The following is a 16,756-nucleotide window of genomic DNA, read 5'->3' on the forward strand; positions in this document are numbered from 1 at the left end:
TCCCTTCTATTTTTATCCGGGCGAGGGGCGAAGATTGTCATTGCAAAGGATGAGACATGATGTTGCGTCGAGACGAATTGATCGCTCGTCTGATCAGAGCTGGTGAACTGGAGGTCTCCGGTGCAGACCAGCTGGAGACGGATGCCTATTTCAACATGGACGAATTTCGCTTCCACGGTCCCGACGGGTTCGAAACGGACTATGCAGGACTTACAGCATATTTTCAGGCACTTCGTGCAGCATTTGACGACCGTTCGATTCGGCGCGGGATCATGATCGCCGAGGATAACAACATCGCCTGTCAGACCTGGATCGAAGGGGTATTTGTCCGGGACTTCACGATGTCTCCGGCGGGAACTCTGCCACCCAACGGACAACGTATTGTAATGGACCTGATCAACATATTCCGTTTCGACGGGCAGGGACGACTCGTGGAGGAATGGGTTCGGACGGATTACCGGAGCTTTCTCCGCCAGCTTGGCGCAGCAGGGCAATAGCGGGCAGCCAGACAACTGCGGGAACCGTCACAACTCAGACGATGATCGGTCCTGAGTGGGACCGACAACGACACAACAGCCTTGCCGCGCATGCCGGTCCAAGATGCAAGCCTGGAATATTGGCATCCGGGTCACATCAAAAGTCGTTTTGCTGTGTCCTCATCGGTTATCAGCCCATTGATTATGCGCCCGTGCAAGGCCGCCTTTAATGGGGCCAGCTTGCGTTCTCCCGAAGCAACACAAATTCTCGGCCGCGTGACCCCGATCTGCGGTGCAACGCTTGTAATCCGCAGATTGGTGGCGCCGTCCAATATTCTTCCTTCGGCATCGAATGCCCAACCGCAGATTTCCCCAACTGCCCCGAGACGATTGAGCTCGAACAGTTCGTCCCGATTGAGAAATCCTTCTTTGGACAAAGGAGACCCGGCCAACAGATCACTAATACCGGTTAGCCAAAGATCGGCGGTCGTCGCAAGCTCATGAACCCGGCGAACAGGCTCTATTGAGAGCAGAACGTCTCTCTCCTCGGAGGAGGGGAGATAAAGCGGCAGGAGGAGGGGAAAATGTTGGGCATTCACGGTTTCTGAAAGCTTGATCAGTGCGTCGAATGGACTTGCCGATCCATCGATCCCGATGTGCCCGACAAGCGAAACCAGTCGGTGAATGGAGCCGTTCAACGGCGAAACACGTTGAACTGTTGCCCGCATCGTGCGTCCGGTTCCCACGGCCATAACAATGGCGCTTCGTGACCGCAACTGGCGTTCAATCAAAACGGCAGCAGCCTCGGGAACAGCAGTCGATACGTCCGGCCATGTTCCTTCTGAAGGCACGACTTCGCAATAAACCAGTTCGAATTTGTCTGTAAGCCTGCTGGACAGTTCCATGCAGTCAGCTATCGGATGGTTCATCCGGAATGTAATAAGGCCTTCGGATCGGCACTGGGAAACAAAGCGTTGGGCAGTAGGCCGGGAAACGCCCAGCATCTGCGCAATTTCGTCCTGTGTCTTGCCAGCAATGTAATATAGCCAGCCAGCCCGTGCGGCGTCGTCCAGTTTAGGCTTTTCGTTATCGGCCATCAGAGGAAATATCTTTCAATAAGGCGGGCAGGTCGGCAGCGTTCGTCAGAATATGATCGGCACCCGCTTCGCGCAATGCCTCCGTATTATCCAGCACCGTATAATGGCTGCCGCCGGTAAAGCCGATTGCTGTCATTCCAGCCGCCTTGGCTGCCTGCACACCACTACGGCTGTCTTCAACGACGACACACCGCGAGGGCTTCGCCCCCATTTTGTCGGCAGCAAGCAGAAAAAGATCGGGTGCGGGCTTGCCGCGCTTCACCATTGTTGTGCTGAAGATATTGCCTTCAAACAGCGATAACAGACCGGTTTTCCCCAATGAGACGTCGAGGCGCTCTTCGTCGCTGGACGATGCGACACAGTATGGAAGAGGAATTGCCTCAATCGCGTCCTGAATACCTTTAACCGCGACAAGCTCCAGCTCGAAGCGCTTGAAGAGGCTCTCTCGCCAGCTCGTTACAAAATCTTCCGGCAGGGCTCTGCCCGCGCGCTGCACAAACTCCTCGGTTACCGCAGTAGAGGGACGCCCGAGGAAGTTGCGCATCACATATTCAAGTTCTGTCGGGACACCGTACTGGGTCAAAATCTCCGCGACAGCACTGCAGCCGATTATCTCACTGTCGACCAGCACGCCGTCACAGTCAAAAATGACGAGATCGAAATCCCTGGGATTGCTTGGTTTAAGGGTAGCTACCATAGAAGGATTCCTGAGATTATGATTATACTAAGAGCGTATGATAAATCTGATGCGACAGAAAGATCAACCGACGAAGTGCCTGATACTTAAGAATTTAAGTGCTGATCGGCAAAATATCCTTAGATTATGGTTGTGGCTATCTCGCTATGGAGGAGGTGTGGGCGGGTGGAAAAACGGGCTGGACAAACAAGTATCAGAGCGTATGCTCGCAATTCAAGCACTTGATCGATATGGGAGGAAGCGATGAAGCGTCTTTTAATAGCGGCTATGCTGGCAGGCTGTTCAATGCTGGTCAGTATGACGGCAGAGGCCAAGACCCAGATCGAATTCTGGCATGCAATGGGAGGTGTGCTTAACGATCGTGTCGGCGAACTGGCAAAACAGTTCAACGAAACGCAGGATCAGTACACCGTCGTTCCGGTAAATAAGGGCAGTTACGAAGAACTCATCAATGCGATGATTGCCGCTTATCGGGCGAAGCGTGCGCCGACAATCGTCCAGACGAACGAGCGTGCATTCCTCACGATGCTGAATTCCGGCGCGGTCATTCCCGTCGCGGATCTGATGAGCAAAGAGGGTTACACTATCGACTGGAGCACGGTGATAGCTCCGGTTGCTGCCTATTACAGCGACAAGGGAAAGCTGCAGGCGCTACCCTTTAATTCGTCGACGCCAATTCTCTGGTATAATCAGGAGCACTTCAAAGCTGCCGGTTTCGACAAGCCCGCAGACAACTGGCCGGAACTTACCCAGCAACTCCACGCGATCCACGATAAGGGCGTCTCGCAATGCGCGATGTCTCTGCCTGGTGACTATGAGTGGAGCTTTCTCGAGAATTATTCGGCTGTGAATGATTTCCCCTATGGCACGAAACGAAATGGTATCGACGGGATCGATACGGAGTTTGTGTTCAACAAATATCTCGGTACTCAGGTCGAGCGTATGCATGATCTGATCTCGAGCGGCGTCATGGAGATCGCAGGGCAGGGTGTTCAGCCCGTCCAGTTGTTCACTTCTGGCACCTGTTCGACCATAATTGCCTCGACCGCCTCGCATGCCGCCGTGGAGGCTTCGGCAAAATTCCCGTGGAATGCGACGTTTCTCCCACATGAGAAAGACCGTACTCCCCATAACAGCGTCATCGGCGGCGGTGCCTTGTGGACCATGAAGGGTCATTCCGAGGATGAATATAAGGGCGCTGCGGCTTTCTTCGATTTTCTGGCCAAGCCCGAAACACAGGTCTGGTGGAGCAAGAATACCGGCTATGTTCCCGTTACAACCACGGCTTACGATGCGTTGAAAAAGGAAGGCTATTTCGAGCAGCACCCGACCCGCGCGATTGCTATCGAACAGCTCATGCGGAAACCGAATTCGGACAATTCGATGGGATTCCGTTTCGGCAACTCCAATCAGGCAAATGTTCTGATCATGGAAGAAGTGATGGCCGCAGCATTGGGTCAGAAGACGACCCAGGAAGCTCTGGATTCCGCCGTCGCCCGCGGCAATGAAGTGCTCCGTCGCTTCGAGAAACTGAACGCGGGAAAGTGATGCGATGATGTCTCTACGTGGACGTTCTCTCCGCTTCCGCTCCCTTGCGGAGCGGAAGGAAAGCGGGTTGAAGCGCGCGCATTTCCAGGAGTTGAGAACACCGATCCTGCTTCTCTTGCCTCAGTTGCTGGTCTTGCTGTTCTTTTTCTTTATTCCCTCGTTTCGCGCGCTCATTCAGGCATTTCAGTTGAACGATCCATTCGGCGGGTCCGTGCAGTGGGTGGGCTTTGCCAATTTCACAGCATTGTTTGCAAGTGCGCCTTACTGGGCATCGGCCAAGCTGACGCTGTGGTTTACGCTCTGGCAAAATGCCATAACGCTGTCAGTTGCGCTCCTGTTCGCCTTTGCTACGAACCATGTCATCCGCGCACGTGGAACATATCGCACAATATTATTGCTTCCCTATGCCATTGCTCCCGCTGTCGCAGGGATTATGCTGGCATTTCTCTTCAATACGCGTGTCGGTCCGATCTCCCAGATGATGCATATGATGGGGATCGGCTGGGATCCGACCAAGAATTCGACGGACGCAATGATCCTCATTGTGCTGGCCGCTTCGTGGAAGCATATCTGCTACAATTATATCTTCCTCGCAGCAGCTCTCCTGGCTGTACCGCGCTCGATTCTGGAGTCAGCCGCCATCGACGGTGCCGGACCTTTGCGGCGGTTCCAGCGCATCTCGCTGCCAATGATCGCGCCGACGCTGTTCTTTCTGGTGGTCATCAATTTCGTTTATGGCCTGTTCGACACCTTTGCCATCATCGATGCGACGACGCGCGGCGGACCTGCCGGTGCGACCTCGATCCTTGTTTACAAGGTTTACCAGGATGGCTTCGTCAATCTGGATATGGGTTCTTCTGCCGCCCAGTCCGTCATTCTCATGATCCTCGCTCTCGCCCTCACTTTTGCCCAGTTTCGACTGGTCGAGCGGCGCGTCAACTATGCGGTTTGAGCTATGAATGAGCGCACTCCAATCCTCGATGCGGTTTGCCATGCGATTCTGATACTCGGGATCGTCCTGGTCTGTCTCCCGCTGTACTTTGTTCTGGTCACGAGTTCTTTGAGCCAGCAGGATGTGCTCAAAGTTCCGTTGAGCTGGCTCCCCGGCGATCAGTTCTTCGTCAATTCGCGCGAAGTTTTGAACACGATCAATTTTGGCCAGCTTCTGGTGAACACATTTATCGTGGCACTCGGGATTACGGTCGGTAAACTGGTTCTGTCCCTGCTTGCAGCATTTGCCGTCACCTACTTTCGGTTTCCTTTCCGGATGACCGCCTTCTGGCTGATATTCATATCGATGATGCTGCCAATAGAGGTCCGCATCGTACCGACCTATGAATCTGCCGCCAACATGGCGCTGCCGTTGAACATTCTTTTCGGCTGGCTCGGCGTAGCGGTCGAGTTGAACTGGAATATGGTCAACACCTATCCGGGCCTCATCCTGCCGATCATCGCATCGGCAACCGCCACATTCCTGTTTCGGCAATTCTTCCTGACAATTCCGGATGATCTGTGTGAGGCGGCCCGCATCGACGGCGCCAAGCCGATGCAGTTCTTCTTTCGAATTCTACTGCCATTGTCGCGGTCAAATATCGTCGCGTTGTCGATCATCCTGTTCCTCATGGGCTGGAACCAGTATCTCTGGCCTTTGCTCATGACGACGGATCCCAGCATGGCGACCGCGGTGGTCGGCCTGAAACAGGTTATGCCGCAGTCCGATGGACTGCCGACATGGCATCTTCTTATGAACGCTTCCCTTTGGACCATGCTTCCACCTGTACTTGTAATCCTTGTTATGCAGCGGTGGTTCGTCAAAGGCCTTGTGGACAGCGGAAAATAATAAAACCGGAGAAATTCAAATGGTTAAGATCATCGGCCATCGTGGCGGTCGAAATTTGTGGGCTGAAAACAGCCTTGCCGGCTTCCGTAACCTGCTGGCCCTCGATGTGGATGCCGTGGAACTGGATGTCCACCTGAGTTCCGACGGGGTCCCGGTTGTGATCCACGATCCCTTGCTCGACCGGACGACGAACGGGCGAGGGCCTGTTCAGGCTCAAAGTGCAGAAGCGCTTGGCCGGATTGTTCTGAACGATAGCCGTGGCGAGACAATTCCAACGCTTGCGGCGGTGCTCGATGTTTTCGCGCCGACCCGACTGGAGCTGGAGCTGGAGATCAAAATCGATGAGCGGGGCGTGCCTTATCCCGATCTGCCAGAGAAAATCATCGCACTGGCTAAAGAACGCGGCATGATCGATCGCGTCTTTCTCACCTGTTTCGTTCCGGAAGTTCTGGAGGATATTCATCGTCGGTTTCCCCAGCAGCAATTGCTCATGTCGATAGACCGCCGTTCTGCCGAATTCTTCGGCGGCTTCGACAAGGTGCTCAGGCGGGGCCTAGACACGGCCACGATATTGGCATTTGAGAAAAGTCTGCTGGAAAACGTGCTGGAGCAGTGCGTTGCGGAAGTGGGAACGGCGAGGCTGGGGTGCTGGGTTCCCAATACCGAATCCGAACTGGAATACTGGATGTCCAAGCCGATAGGTCAATTGACCACCGATCGCCCGGATCTGGCCGTTCTGGTGGCGGGGCGGCAAAATCGGATAGCACCAGGGCAGAAAGGTTGAGCAAATGGCTTCGGTCGAGCTTCATTCAATCCGCAAATGCTATGGCAATGTGGAGGTCATCCCGAACGTTGATCTGAAGATTGCAGATGAGGAGTTTGTGGCGCTTGTCGGGCCGTCTGGCTGCGGCAAGTCCACCTTGCTCAGAATGATCGCGGGACTAGAGCAGATTACCGCCGGTGACTTGCTGATCGGCGACAGGAATGTCAATCGCGCCAACCCGAGTGATCGGGATGTCGCGATGGTTTTTCAGAACTACGCCCTCTACCCACATATGACGGTTTTCGACAATATTGCGTTTAATCTTCAACTCGCAGGTCGTCCTAAAGCCGAAATAAAGGAACGTGTGGCCGACGCAGCCCGAATGCTCGACCTTACAGATCTGCTGGAGCGCAAACCGCACCAGCTTTCGGGTGGGCAGCGCCAGCGTGTTGCGATGGGACGTGCTGTCGTTCGCAAACCGTCGGTTTTTCTGTTCGATGAACCTCTATCCAATTTGGATGCAAAACTGCGCGTCCTGATGCGAGCCGAGATCAAGGAATTGCATCAGAAAGTACGCACGACATCGATCTATGTGACACACGACCAGATAGAGGCGATGACGTTGGCCGACCGGGTTGTCGTTCTGAACAAGGGAAGGATCGAACAGCAAGGAACGCCGATGGAGCTTTACACGCGCCCGGCAAATGTTTTTGTTGCCGGATTTATCGGCTCACCTTCAATGAACTTTCTCCAAGCTTCGATTGAGCGAGATGCTTCTGGAAGCTTTGCCCGTATCGGTGAAGCCGTACTTCCATTGCCTGAAGGTGCACTGCAGGCCGGCCAGAAAGTAATACTGGGGATGCGACCTGAACATCTGCAGATTGGATCGGATGGTGGTTTGCCAGCCAAAGTTCGGCTCGTTGAGCCGACGGGTGCTCAGACACATATCGTCCTTGAAGTGGGCGACGAAAAGCTGATGGCGACCGTTGAAGGAGAGACGCATTACGCCGCAGGCGACAAAGTGGGGCTGAATATTTCCGCCCACCGCATGCATTTGTTCGATCACTCCAGCAAGGTGCGGTTAAACTAAGGCGTTCTCATCGGGACGGCAAAGGGACGGCAAAGAGTCGGTCCCGATGAACAGCAACGCCTTGTGAAAGATATCCTCTGGCTCGCTGACATGTGATAGTTCCATAATACATATTATCTGATCCAAATGTGTAGGGGCTATTTAGTAATGCGACAGTTGGGCCAGTTAGAGATGCGACGTGTCGCCTCTTGAGGTGCTGGTCAATGTCAACGTTGGAGGCAAGGATGACGATCTTCAGTCTGGTTGAGACCATGAGCGGTTGGAGTCGTCATGCCCTGTTTGATCACCATGTCGCAGAAAGAATTGCATCGCCTCGAAGTCGTCCAGAAGATCCGTGATCTACGCCTGAGCGTTGTCCAGGCGGCTGAGCTGCTTGGCCTCAGTCGAAGTCAGGTTCACAGGCTGCTGCAAGCCTATGACCGGGATGGTCCAGCTGGCCTCGTTTCCAAGAAGCGATCGCGTCCGAGCAACCGGCGTCACAGCGAGGATTTCCGTAATATGGCGCTGGACCTGATCCGCGAACGCTATCTGGATTTCGGTCCGACGCTGGCGCGCGAGAAGCTGATCGAACTGCACCGGATCTCTGTTGCCAAGGAGACGCTGCGGCAATGGATGACCGAGGCCGGCATCTGGATCTCGCGCCGGGAACGCAAGAAACGGGTTTTCCAGCCACGCGGCCGGCGCGACTGCTTTGTCGAACTGGTGCAGATCGACGGCTCGCATCACTGGTGGTTCGAGAACCGCGGCCCCAAATGCGCCCTGCTCGTCTACATCGATGACGCCACCGGCAAGCTCTTGCATCTTCGCTTTGCCGGATCGGAAAATACGTTCGACTATCTGCATGCGACGAAGGCTTATCTGCAGCAATGGGGCAAGCCGCTGGCTTTCTACAGCGACAAGCATGGCGTTTTCCGCTCGCTCCATGCGTCGAAGAAAGACCGGGCGAGCGGTCTGACGCAGTTCGGCCGGGCGCTTTACGAGCTCAACATCGACATCATCTGTGCCAATACCCCACAGGCCAAAGGCCGTGTGGAACGTGCCAACCAGACGCTGCAGGATCGGCTGGTCAAGGAGATGCGGCTGCGCGGCATCGACACGATCGAGGCCGCCAATGCCTATGCCACTGAGTTCATTATGGATTTCAACACTCGCTTCGGCAAGCAACCACGCAATCCGAAGGACATGCACCGGCCACTGGCCGAGCATGAGAACCTTGATGGCGCCATGTGCCGCAAGGAAGTCCGCACCCTTTCGCAGTCATTGACGCTGCGCTACGACAAGGTGCTGTTCATTCTCGACCCGACCGAGATTTCCAGGCCATTGGCGGGCCAGAAGGTGATCGTCTGCGATTATCCGGACGGCCGGCTCGAGATCATGCACAAGAGCTTTTCCCTGCCCTACAGAACCTTCGACACGTTGCGCTCGGTGCATCGTGCGGAGGTTGTCGATAACAAGCGGCTGGACGACATGCTGTCAATTGTCGCCGAGATGCAAGCTGGACGCGAAGAGAAACGGAGCGGCCCGCGCCGAACAGGTCAGACAAACCATATGTTTGGCATACGCGATGGCAGCGTCGGTAATGGTTATCAGAAACGTGGGCGCAAGCCGGGACGCAGGACCGATTTCATGAACGATCCGGAGGTCATTGCCAGACGTGAGAAGGCGCTGGCGCGAATAGAAGCTGGGAAATGAGGTTGACCAACGCGGGCATTATATGCTGGAGAGCCCGAACATTTTTCGTATACTCACTCCATGAAAGAAGAGCTAATCTTTGAGTTATGGCTTGATCCCGAACCTGATGGCCAAATGCTCCCTGGGCTTTGCCAAGCTGGCCCTATGGGGGACGGATTTCGATCACTTCTCAACGAAGGGGCAATTCGCGTCGGGACTTTGAGTGGGCACAGCCATTTTGATGTGATGACCAGATATTGGAAATATCAAGGGTGGGGCGAATACAAGACGGAGCATTCTGAGGATTACCAGCCGTTCCCGGAACAATGGCTCCATATCCAACGCTCTCATTTGAGCACCGCTGAGGCGGTGATCTCGGAGGAAAGCTAAAGCCCGAAGAGGCGTTCCCTTATCCGCCCCCGATCTGCCCTTGCAACCCTGACCAGCCGGTCAGATCGGGGGCTTGGCGCTGCGTCCTTCATCAAGAAGTGTCGCATTTCTATCTGGCCACCGGTGTCGCATCTCTACCCAGCATTGACAAAATGTGTAGCCGGGTGGGTTCAGGATTGATGTGTGATCTCCACTTGCCTGTCTTCAGCGCTGTTCCTGTTCATGTCGTGCTATAAGACCGACTGAATCAGCCTTCGGCACGATCAATATGGTGGGCTATGAAATCAGCAATCGAGCAGCTCCTTCCCGGTTTCCAAATGCAGGAGGTGCAAACGAAGGATGTCTGTTTCGCCGTCATGACCGGCGGAAAAGGCCTGCCTGTCCTGTTGTTGCACGGTTATCCTGAAACCATGGCAGCATGGCATCGCATTGCGCCGGAGCTGGCGCCGTTCTGTTCCGTTGTCGTGCCCGACTTGCCGGGCTATGGCCGCAGCCGTGTCACTTCCAATCCCGCCGGTGCAGGATCGAAACGGCGCATGGCTGCAAGTCTGGTGGAACTGATGCAGACGCTCGGCCACGACAGGTTTGTTGTGATCGGGCATGATCGCGGCGGTCGGGTTGCCTATCGCATGGCGCTCGATCATCCGGACAAGGTGCTTGGGCTGGTATCCGTTACTGTCGTTCCGACACCGGAAATGTGGGAAGGTGCCAGCAAGGCTTTTGGCATGGGTGCCTGGCACTGGTTCATGCTTGCCCAGCCCGAACCGTTGCCGGAAATGCTGTTATCCGGCAATCCCCGTTTCATGATAGATACGACCTTGCAGAAAATGGCGCATGGTCTCGACAAGCTGGATCCGCTCGCGCTTGCGGACTATCGGGAAGCCTTCGAAAGTGCGGAAGTCCGGCACTGGATATGCGAGGATTATCGCGCTGGCGCTGGCGTGGATGAAGCCGACGATCTTGCCGATCGTGCAGCTCGACGGCACATCCATGCGCCGGTTCTGGTCTTCTGGGAAGAAGGCCGACGCTATGGCGGCGGGCGCGAACCGCTCGATATATGGGCAGACTGGGCCACCAATGTTGAGGGTGAAGGACTGGCTGGCGGTCATCTGTTGCCGGAGACGGCTGCAGGCCCCCTACTGGTTCGGCTCGTCCCGTTTCTCCATGAAATTGTTGCCGGTGCATCAGCTGTGGAACAGCAATATAGTCGTTAGAGTGCGTTTCGATCTGATTTAATCAGATCGGAGAGCTAAATATTTGTTTATAAATAATAATCTTGATCGTCCTCGTTTCACCCCGGTCAAATTATGCTCTAATCTTATTGAAAATCCCGCCACGTGGCTTTATGCGAAAGCAATTGTCCATAATTTTTCGTGGCCGAGACGTAACGAAATTTTGTTTGCCGGGTGTAGCAGGAAAGTTCTGGTGCCAGGCTGACACCGCATCGGAGGAGAACCTGAATGGATTTCACCCTGACACGCCGTCAGACATTGATGGGACTTGGTGCGTTGGGCATCAGCACAGCTTTCGGCTCCCCTGCCCGCGCTGCGACACGCAATCTGGCTGTTCTTCATCTGGCAAGCCATGCTCCGAGCTATATCGCTTATGAGCGTGGATACTTCAAAGATGCCGGCCTCGATATCGAGCTGAAATTCTTCGAGGCTGCCCAGCCCATGGCTGTTGCAATAGCATCGGGCGATGCCGATTTCGGTGTGACTGCGATGAGTGGCGGTCTGATCAGTCTGGCTGACAAGGGTGCGATCAAGGTGATCGGTGGCGCGCTTGCGGAAGAAAAAGGCATCACCGGTAATATTATCCTGGCCTCCAACAAGGCCTATGAAAATGGACTGACCGAACCGTCCAAGCTGGCGGGACACAGTTTTGGTATCACCACGGCCGGGTCGTCGTTTCATTTCATGGCGCACAAGATCGCCAAGGCCAACAATATTCCGCTTTCCGAGATCCAGTTGCGTCCGCTACAGAAGCTCGGCGCTCTTGTGGGCGCTTTGTCGACAGGACAGATCGACTCCTGGGCGATCCAGCCTAATATTGCCAAGAAACTTATACGCGAAGGTGCTGCCAAGCAGATCGGTCTCGTTTCCGATTACGCGCCGGATTACCAGGTCACGACGGCATTCACCTCCACCAAGAATGCGAGCGACGAGCGCGCCATGACGGAAGCTTTCGTGAAAGCCTATTCCAAGGCAATCGACGATTATAACGCGGCCTTCGTCGACAATACTGCAGACGATGCGGCGCGCGATGACATTGCAAAGATCGTGCACAAATATGTCGAAAGCGACAGTCCGTTTGAAACTGCAAAACAAAACTTGATCGATGGCGCGATGCGCATCAACAAAGGGCTGGCCCTGTCGCTCAACAGTTGCGTGGAGCAACTGGAGTGGTTCCGGTCCGAAGGCATGGTCAAGGAAGATGTCACGCAGGAAAAGCTGTTCGACACCTCCTACGTCAAGACGATTTGAGATCGGCTGAGATTGGCTGAGACTGGCTGAGCCGAATATTCAGTGCCCGGCGCGTTTTGTCGGACACCAAGCCCGAAGACAGGCATCTCAAACCGGGATGTTTTGTCGGAGGATGGACTTTCCGACTGGAGTTGAAATGGATCTGCAGCTTAAGAACATCAGCCATTCTTATGGTCCGGTCGAAGTTCTCAAGGATATAACGCTCACCATTCCGCAAGGGCAGATTGTCTGCCTGATCGGCCCTTCGGGTTGCGGAAAATCGACCCTGTTGCGGTTTTTGGGCGGTCTTGAACGGCCATCTTCCGGCGAGGTGCTGCAGATCGGTTCGCCGCCAAAGGATTCGCTCAATCCCCTCACCTATGTTTTCCAGCACTTTGCGTTGCTGCCGTGGCGCAGTGTGGAAGGAAACATCAAGCTGGTGCTGGAGGATCATGGTCTTGGCCGGGCTGAGATGGACCGGATCGTCACCAATGTTCTGGAGCGGACCCGGCTTTCGGATTTCCGGCAAGCTTTGCCGAAGCAGCTCTCGGGGGGAATGCGCCAGCGCGTGGCGATTGCGCGCGCCTTGTCGGTGCGCCCTGCTGTCATGCTGATGGATGAACCCTTGTCGGCATTGGACAGCCAGACACGGGAATTGCTGATGGACGATCTGATTGCGCTGTGGACGCGCCAGCCATTCACCTCGGTCTACGTTACGCACAACCTCAACGAGGCTGTACGGCTCGGCCATCGGGTCGTGGTGCTGTCGCGAAGGCCGGGGCGGATCAGGGAGATTGTCGATATCGATATTCCTCTTTCCGAGCGTCATCTTGGCGACCCTGTTCTGGAAGAAAAGCAGAAACAGCTCTGGGAGCTGATGCGGGCGGAAGCGCAGGCAGCAGATCAGGAGTTGATCAATGGTTGAGATCGCAGAGATGAAGCAGTCCAGCCAGGATGTTCGCCCGGTCCCGTTCCGGGGTGGCGGCTTTGCGCCCCAGCCGGTGCGTCATGTAGCCTGGATCCTGTTTGTTGCACTGCTTGCATTGGCAGAAATTGGAACCCGCAGCGGCTTCATATCCAATCTGACACTGCCGCGCCCGTCTGCCGTGTTCGAAACCTTCGTCCAGCTCTGGCAGACTGGCCTGTTGTGGCAGCATCTGCTGCCATCGCTGCGGCGGCTTGTCGTCGGCGCGAGCCTTGGTATCGCGTTCGGCGTCAGTCTCGGTGTGATGATCGGCTTGTTCAGCTATGTGCGAGCCGGTCTGGTGCCGCTCGTCGCCGCCCTCTTCCCGATCCCCAAGATCGCGCTTCTGCCGCTCTTCGTGATCTGGTTCGGCATCGACGAGATGTCGAAGTATATGCTCATTGCTTTCGGGACTTTTACGCCTACTGTCGTCGCCACTTATGGCGCAGTCGATAATGTTGACCGTTCGCTCGTGCGCATGGGACAGAGTTTCGGTCTGGGATGGTGGTCGATCGTGCGCAAGATCATCCTGCCCGGAGCCTTTCCGGCGATCCTGTCGGGATTACGGGTGTCAATCTCCATAGCCATCATTCTTCTGGTCGCAGCGGAAATGCTGGGTGCCCAATTCGGCATAGGCTCTTATATTCTTGAGGCCGGATCGCTCTACGACCTTGAAAAGCTGTTCGCCGGGGTCACGATCCTGTCGGTGATGGGACTGATCGTCAATTTCGTCATCGGGCAGATCGAGAAGCGCTTCCTGACCTGGCGGGGCTGATCGCAATAATATTTCGTATAGACTTATTTTTGTCGATAGAATGAAATGCGTTGGCTGCTTTTCGTTGCATGTTCTTGCCAGGACGTTATACGAAGGGACTCTATCGCAAATTTTTGCGCCTCACTTATGACGGACAAGATTGTGCTCTTGTCTGTTCCCTCGTTCATGAGGCGCTACCCCAAGAGGAGCGAATATATGAGCCGTTATGGCAAAGCACGTCGTCAGTTCACCGGATGTGACGAGCGATGAGCGCCGAACCAAGCCGTATTCAACCGGAAAACACACGCAAGACAGCAATCGCGCTCAAGGATGTGCAGATTTCGTTCAAGCTGGCCGATGGCGGTCGTTTCGACGCCGTTGCCGAAAGCAATCTTGAAGTTGCAGAAAACGAATTCGTTGCAATCGTCGGCCCGACAGGTTGTGGCAAATCCACATTGCTCAATGCTGTTGCCGGGCTTCTCGTGCCGGCCGGTGGCACCGTCGAAATAAACGGCCAGCAGCTACAAGGTCTCAATCGCAAGGCAGGCTACCTCTTTCAGCAGGATGCGCTCATGCCCTGGAAGACCGTGCTGGACAATGTCTCCATCGGGCTGGAAATTGCAGGCACGCCAAAAGCGCGGGCACGCGAACAGGCTCGCGAATGGCTTGGCCGCGTCGGCCTTGCAAGTTTTGGCGATCGTTATCCGCATATGCTTTCTGGTGGACAGCGCAAGCGTGTCGGCCTTGCGCAGGTGTTGATCCGCAATCCGAAATATTTGCTGATGGACGAACCCTTCGGCCCGCTCGATGCGCAGACACGCGTGATCATGGGTGACCTCCTGCTCGATCTGTGGTCGCAGGACAAGAAGGCGGTCATGTTCGTGACCCACGATCTGGAAGAGGCCATCGCGCTGGCGGATCGCGTCGTCATCATGACAGCCGGGCCGCGTGCCCGCATCATGGCGGAATACAAGATCTCCCTCTCCCGCCCGCGCGAGATTTCCGAAATTCGTCTCGACGATCAGTTTCATGAAATTCATCGCGAAATATGGAGTGCGCTCAAGGAAGAGGTTCTCAAGGGCTATCAGCAGACGAGTGGGGAAAAGAAATGAAAAAGCCTATGCTGTTTCTGGCGCAGCTCAGCGTGGCTGTGGTCGTTATTCTGGTCTGGCATCTCTTCACCGCTACCCATCTGCTGGGCAATCCGGCCAAAGCAAAGTTCTTCTTTGCGACACCGGGCGATGTGGCGCAGCGCATCTATAAATGGTTCATGGATGGAACGATCTGGTATCACCTCGGCATCACCCTGCTCGAGGCCATGCTGGCCTTTGCCATCGGCGCAATCGGCGGCGTGCTGATCGGCTTCTGGTTTGCACGCAAACCCCTGCTTGCAGCGATCTTCGACCCCTATGTGAAGGCGGCCAATTCTCTGCCGCGCGTCGTGCTGGCGCCTATCTTTGCGCTGTGGCTCGGCCTCGGCATCTGGTCGAAGGTGGCGCTCGGCGTTTCGCTGGTCTTCTTCATCGTCTTCTTCAACGTCTATCAGGGCGTGAAGGAAGTGAACCAGACGGTACTCGCCAATGCACGTATGCTCGGCATGAACGAACGCCAGCTCCTGCGCAATGTCTATCTGCCATCTGCGCTGTCATGGATGTTTTCAAGCCTGCACACGGCGGTCGGCTTTGCCGTCGTCGGCGCGGTGGTCGGCGAATATCTCGGCTCGTCGGCGGGACTCGGCTACCTGATCCATCAGGCGGAAGGCGTGTTCGATGTGACCGGTGTCTTCGCCGGGATGCTGGTGCTGACGGCATTCGTGCTGGTTATCGACTGGGGCGTATCCATTGTCGAAGAGCGCCTGCTTGTCTGGCGTCCGAAAGCGACAGGGCACAATGGTGTGTAGCACCGTAACGGAATTCAAGGAGGAAACCATGAGGACAACGCGTAGAGATATTTTGCTGGGCGCCGCCGCTTTCGGGCTTGCGGGCATCGCCTCGCGCCTGCCTGCCTATGCGCAGGATGCATCCGCGACACCGGAGAAGCCGGAGCTGATGTTCGGCGTCGGGGGCAAGCCGCTCTTCTATTATCTTCCCCTCACCATTGCCGAGCGCAAGGGCTTCTTCGAGGAAGAAGGCATCAAGGCCACCATCAATGATTTCGGTGGCGGGGCAAAGTCCCTGCAGGCGCTGATCGGCGGTTCTGTTGATGTGGTGACCGGCGCTTACGAACACACCATTCGCATGCAGAACAAGGGGCAGGACATCAAGGCCGTCTGCGAACTTGGCCGCTTTCCGGGCATCTGCATCGGTGTGCGCAAGGACCTTGCCGGTGAGATCAAGACGATTGCCGATCTCAAGGGTCAGAATGTCGGCGTTACGGCGCCCGGCTCTTCGACATCGCTGTTGTTGCAATATGCGCTCATCAAGAACGGCCTCCCCGAAGATGCCGCTTCGATCATCGGCGTCGGTGGTGGCGCAAGTGCAGTCGCAGCCATCAAGAAGGGCGAAATCGCCGCTCTCGTCCATCTCGATCCGGTCATCACGCGACTGGAAGTGGATGGCGACATTACGTTGCTTCTGGATACGCGCACGGAAGAAGGCACCCGCCAGCTCTTTGGCGGTACCAACCCGGCTGCAACCGTTTACCTGCAGCAAAGCTTCATCGATGCAAATCCGGTTACGACGCAGCGTGTCGTGAATGCATTTGTCAAATCGCTGAACTGGATTCACAAGGCGTCCGCCGATGACGTCGCTGACGCTGTGCCGGAGGAATATCTGCTGGGCGACCGTGCACTTTACAAGACCGGTTTCGAGAAGTCCCGCGCCATGTATTCCGAAAAAGGCCTGATTGCGGAAGACGGCTTCAAAAGCCTGTTCGAAATGCTCAAGGCGCTCGACCCGGAACTGGCAAGTGCGGATATCTCGTTTGCACAGACCTTCGATCCGCGCTTCGTGGAAGCTGCAAAAGTATAAATCCGCTTTGGGCAGGGTTGCTCCCTGCCCTTTGC

General features: G+C 55.5%; 16 protein-coding genes. 14 read left to right on the forward strand and 2 right to left on the reverse strand.

Annotated elements, in window-relative coordinates; all coding sequences use genetic code 11:
- Positions 1 to 56 precede the first annotated feature (56 nt).
- On the forward strand, positions 57 to 497 hold the full coding sequence (locus tag CQZ93_RS20405) for an ester cyclase (RefSeq protein ID WP_105544376.1): 441 nt from the start codon (positions 57 to 59) through the stop codon (positions 495 to 497).
- 131 nt (positions 498 to 628) lie between these two features.
- Here CQZ93_RS20405 and CQZ93_RS20410 read toward each other — a convergent pair whose 3' ends face one another.
- Entirely contained in the window at positions 629 to 1,573 is a 945-nt protein-coding gene (locus CQZ93_RS20410) for a sugar-binding transcriptional regulator (protein WP_105544377.1), read from the reverse strand.
- Positions 1,563 to 2,270 (reverse strand): HAD family hydrolase, encoded by a 708-nt coding sequence (locus CQZ93_RS20415; protein WP_105544378.1) that lies wholly within the window; start codon positions 2,268 to 2,270, stop codon positions 1,563 to 1,565. Before CQZ93_RS20415 ends, CQZ93_RS20410 begins: the two co-directional genes overlap by 11 nt.
- 243 nt (positions 2,271 to 2,513) lie before the next feature.
- Between CQZ93_RS20415 and CQZ93_RS20420 the strand changes: the two genes are divergently transcribed.
- The 13 genes from CQZ93_RS20420 (at position 2,514) to CQZ93_RS20490 (ending at position 16,721) form a co-directional block, all read left to right on the forward strand.
- Positions 2,514 to 3,818 (forward strand): extracellular solute-binding protein, encoded by a 1,305-nt coding sequence (locus CQZ93_RS20420; RefSeq protein WP_286154231.1) that lies wholly within the window; start codon positions 2,514 to 2,516, stop codon positions 3,816 to 3,818.
- Positions 3,819 to 3,822: 4 nt separating this feature from the next.
- Positions 3,823 to 4,770, forward strand: coding sequence for an ABC transporter permease subunit (locus CQZ93_RS20425; RefSeq protein ID WP_105544379.1), 948 nt, complete (start codon positions 3,823 to 3,825; stop codon positions 4,768 to 4,770).
- A 3-nt stretch (positions 4,771 to 4,773) separates the two neighbouring features.
- Positions 4,774 to 5,658 carry an ABC transporter permease subunit gene (locus tag CQZ93_RS20430; RefSeq protein ID WP_105544380.1) on the forward strand — a complete coding sequence of 295 codons (885 nt, stop codon included), beginning with the start codon at positions 4,774 to 4,776 and terminating at the stop codon, positions 5,656 to 5,658.
- Between the two features lie 19 nt (positions 5,659 to 5,677).
- The gene (locus CQZ93_RS20435) at positions 5,678 to 6,442 is read left to right on the forward strand and encodes a glycerophosphodiester phosphodiesterase family protein (RefSeq protein WP_105544381.1); all 765 of its coding nucleotides are present in this window, start codon (positions 5,678 to 5,680) and stop codon (positions 6,440 to 6,442) included.
- Between the two features lie 4 nt (positions 6,443 to 6,446).
- Positions 6,447 to 7,511 carry an ABC transporter ATP-binding protein gene (locus CQZ93_RS20440; RefSeq protein ID WP_105544382.1) on the forward strand — a complete coding sequence of 355 codons (1,065 nt, stop codon included), beginning with the start codon at positions 6,447 to 6,449 and terminating at the stop codon, positions 7,509 to 7,511.
- Positions 7,512 to 7,781: 270 nt separating this feature from the next.
- Complete coding sequence (locus CQZ93_RS20445; RefSeq protein WP_105541925.1) at positions 7,782 to 9,203, forward strand: ISNCY family transposase; 1,422 nt, start codon at positions 7,782 to 7,784, stop codon at positions 9,201 to 9,203.
- 647 nt (positions 9,204 to 9,850) lie between these two features.
- Positions 9,851 to 10,786 (forward strand): alpha/beta fold hydrolase, encoded by a 936-nt coding sequence (locus tag CQZ93_RS20455; RefSeq protein WP_105544383.1) that lies wholly within the window; start codon positions 9,851 to 9,853, stop codon positions 10,784 to 10,786.
- 246 nt (positions 10,787 to 11,032) lie between these two features.
- A complete protein-coding gene (locus CQZ93_RS20460) occupies positions 11,033 to 12,055 on the forward strand; it encodes an ABC transporter substrate-binding protein (protein ID WP_105544384.1) in 1,023 nt (340 codons plus the stop codon).
- Between the two features lie 136 nt (positions 12,056 to 12,191).
- Positions 12,192 to 12,959 carry an ABC transporter ATP-binding protein gene (locus CQZ93_RS20465; RefSeq protein WP_105544385.1) on the forward strand — a complete coding sequence of 256 codons (768 nt, stop codon included), beginning with the start codon at positions 12,192 to 12,194 and terminating at the stop codon, positions 12,957 to 12,959.
- Positions 12,952 to 13,773, forward strand: coding sequence for an ABC transporter permease (locus CQZ93_RS20470; protein WP_105544386.1), 822 nt, complete (start codon positions 12,952 to 12,954; stop codon positions 13,771 to 13,773). Before CQZ93_RS20465 ends, CQZ93_RS20470 begins: the two co-directional genes overlap by 8 nt.
- A gap of 245 nt (positions 13,774 to 14,018) precedes the next feature.
- Positions 14,019 to 14,864, forward strand: a complete 846-nt coding sequence (locus CQZ93_RS20480) for an ABC transporter ATP-binding protein (RefSeq protein WP_105544387.1) — start codon at positions 14,019 to 14,021, stop codon at positions 14,862 to 14,864.
- Positions 14,861 to 15,652 carry an ABC transporter permease gene (locus CQZ93_RS20485; RefSeq protein ID WP_105544388.1) on the forward strand — a complete coding sequence of 264 codons (792 nt, stop codon included), beginning with the start codon at positions 14,861 to 14,863 and terminating at the stop codon, positions 15,650 to 15,652. The genes CQZ93_RS20480 and CQZ93_RS20485 overlap by 4 nt, the downstream gene beginning before the upstream one ends.
- Positions 15,653 to 15,680: 28 nt before the next feature.
- Complete coding sequence (locus CQZ93_RS20490) at positions 15,681 to 16,721, forward strand: ABC transporter substrate-binding protein (RefSeq protein ID WP_105544389.1); 1,041 nt, start codon at positions 15,681 to 15,683, stop codon at positions 16,719 to 16,721.
- Positions 16,722 to 16,756 lie beyond the last annotated feature (35 nt).

The organism is Ochrobactrum vermis, assembly GCF_002975205.1.
GTDB classification, from domain to species: domain Bacteria; phylum Pseudomonadota; class Alphaproteobacteria; order Rhizobiales; family Rhizobiaceae; genus Brucella; species Brucella vermis.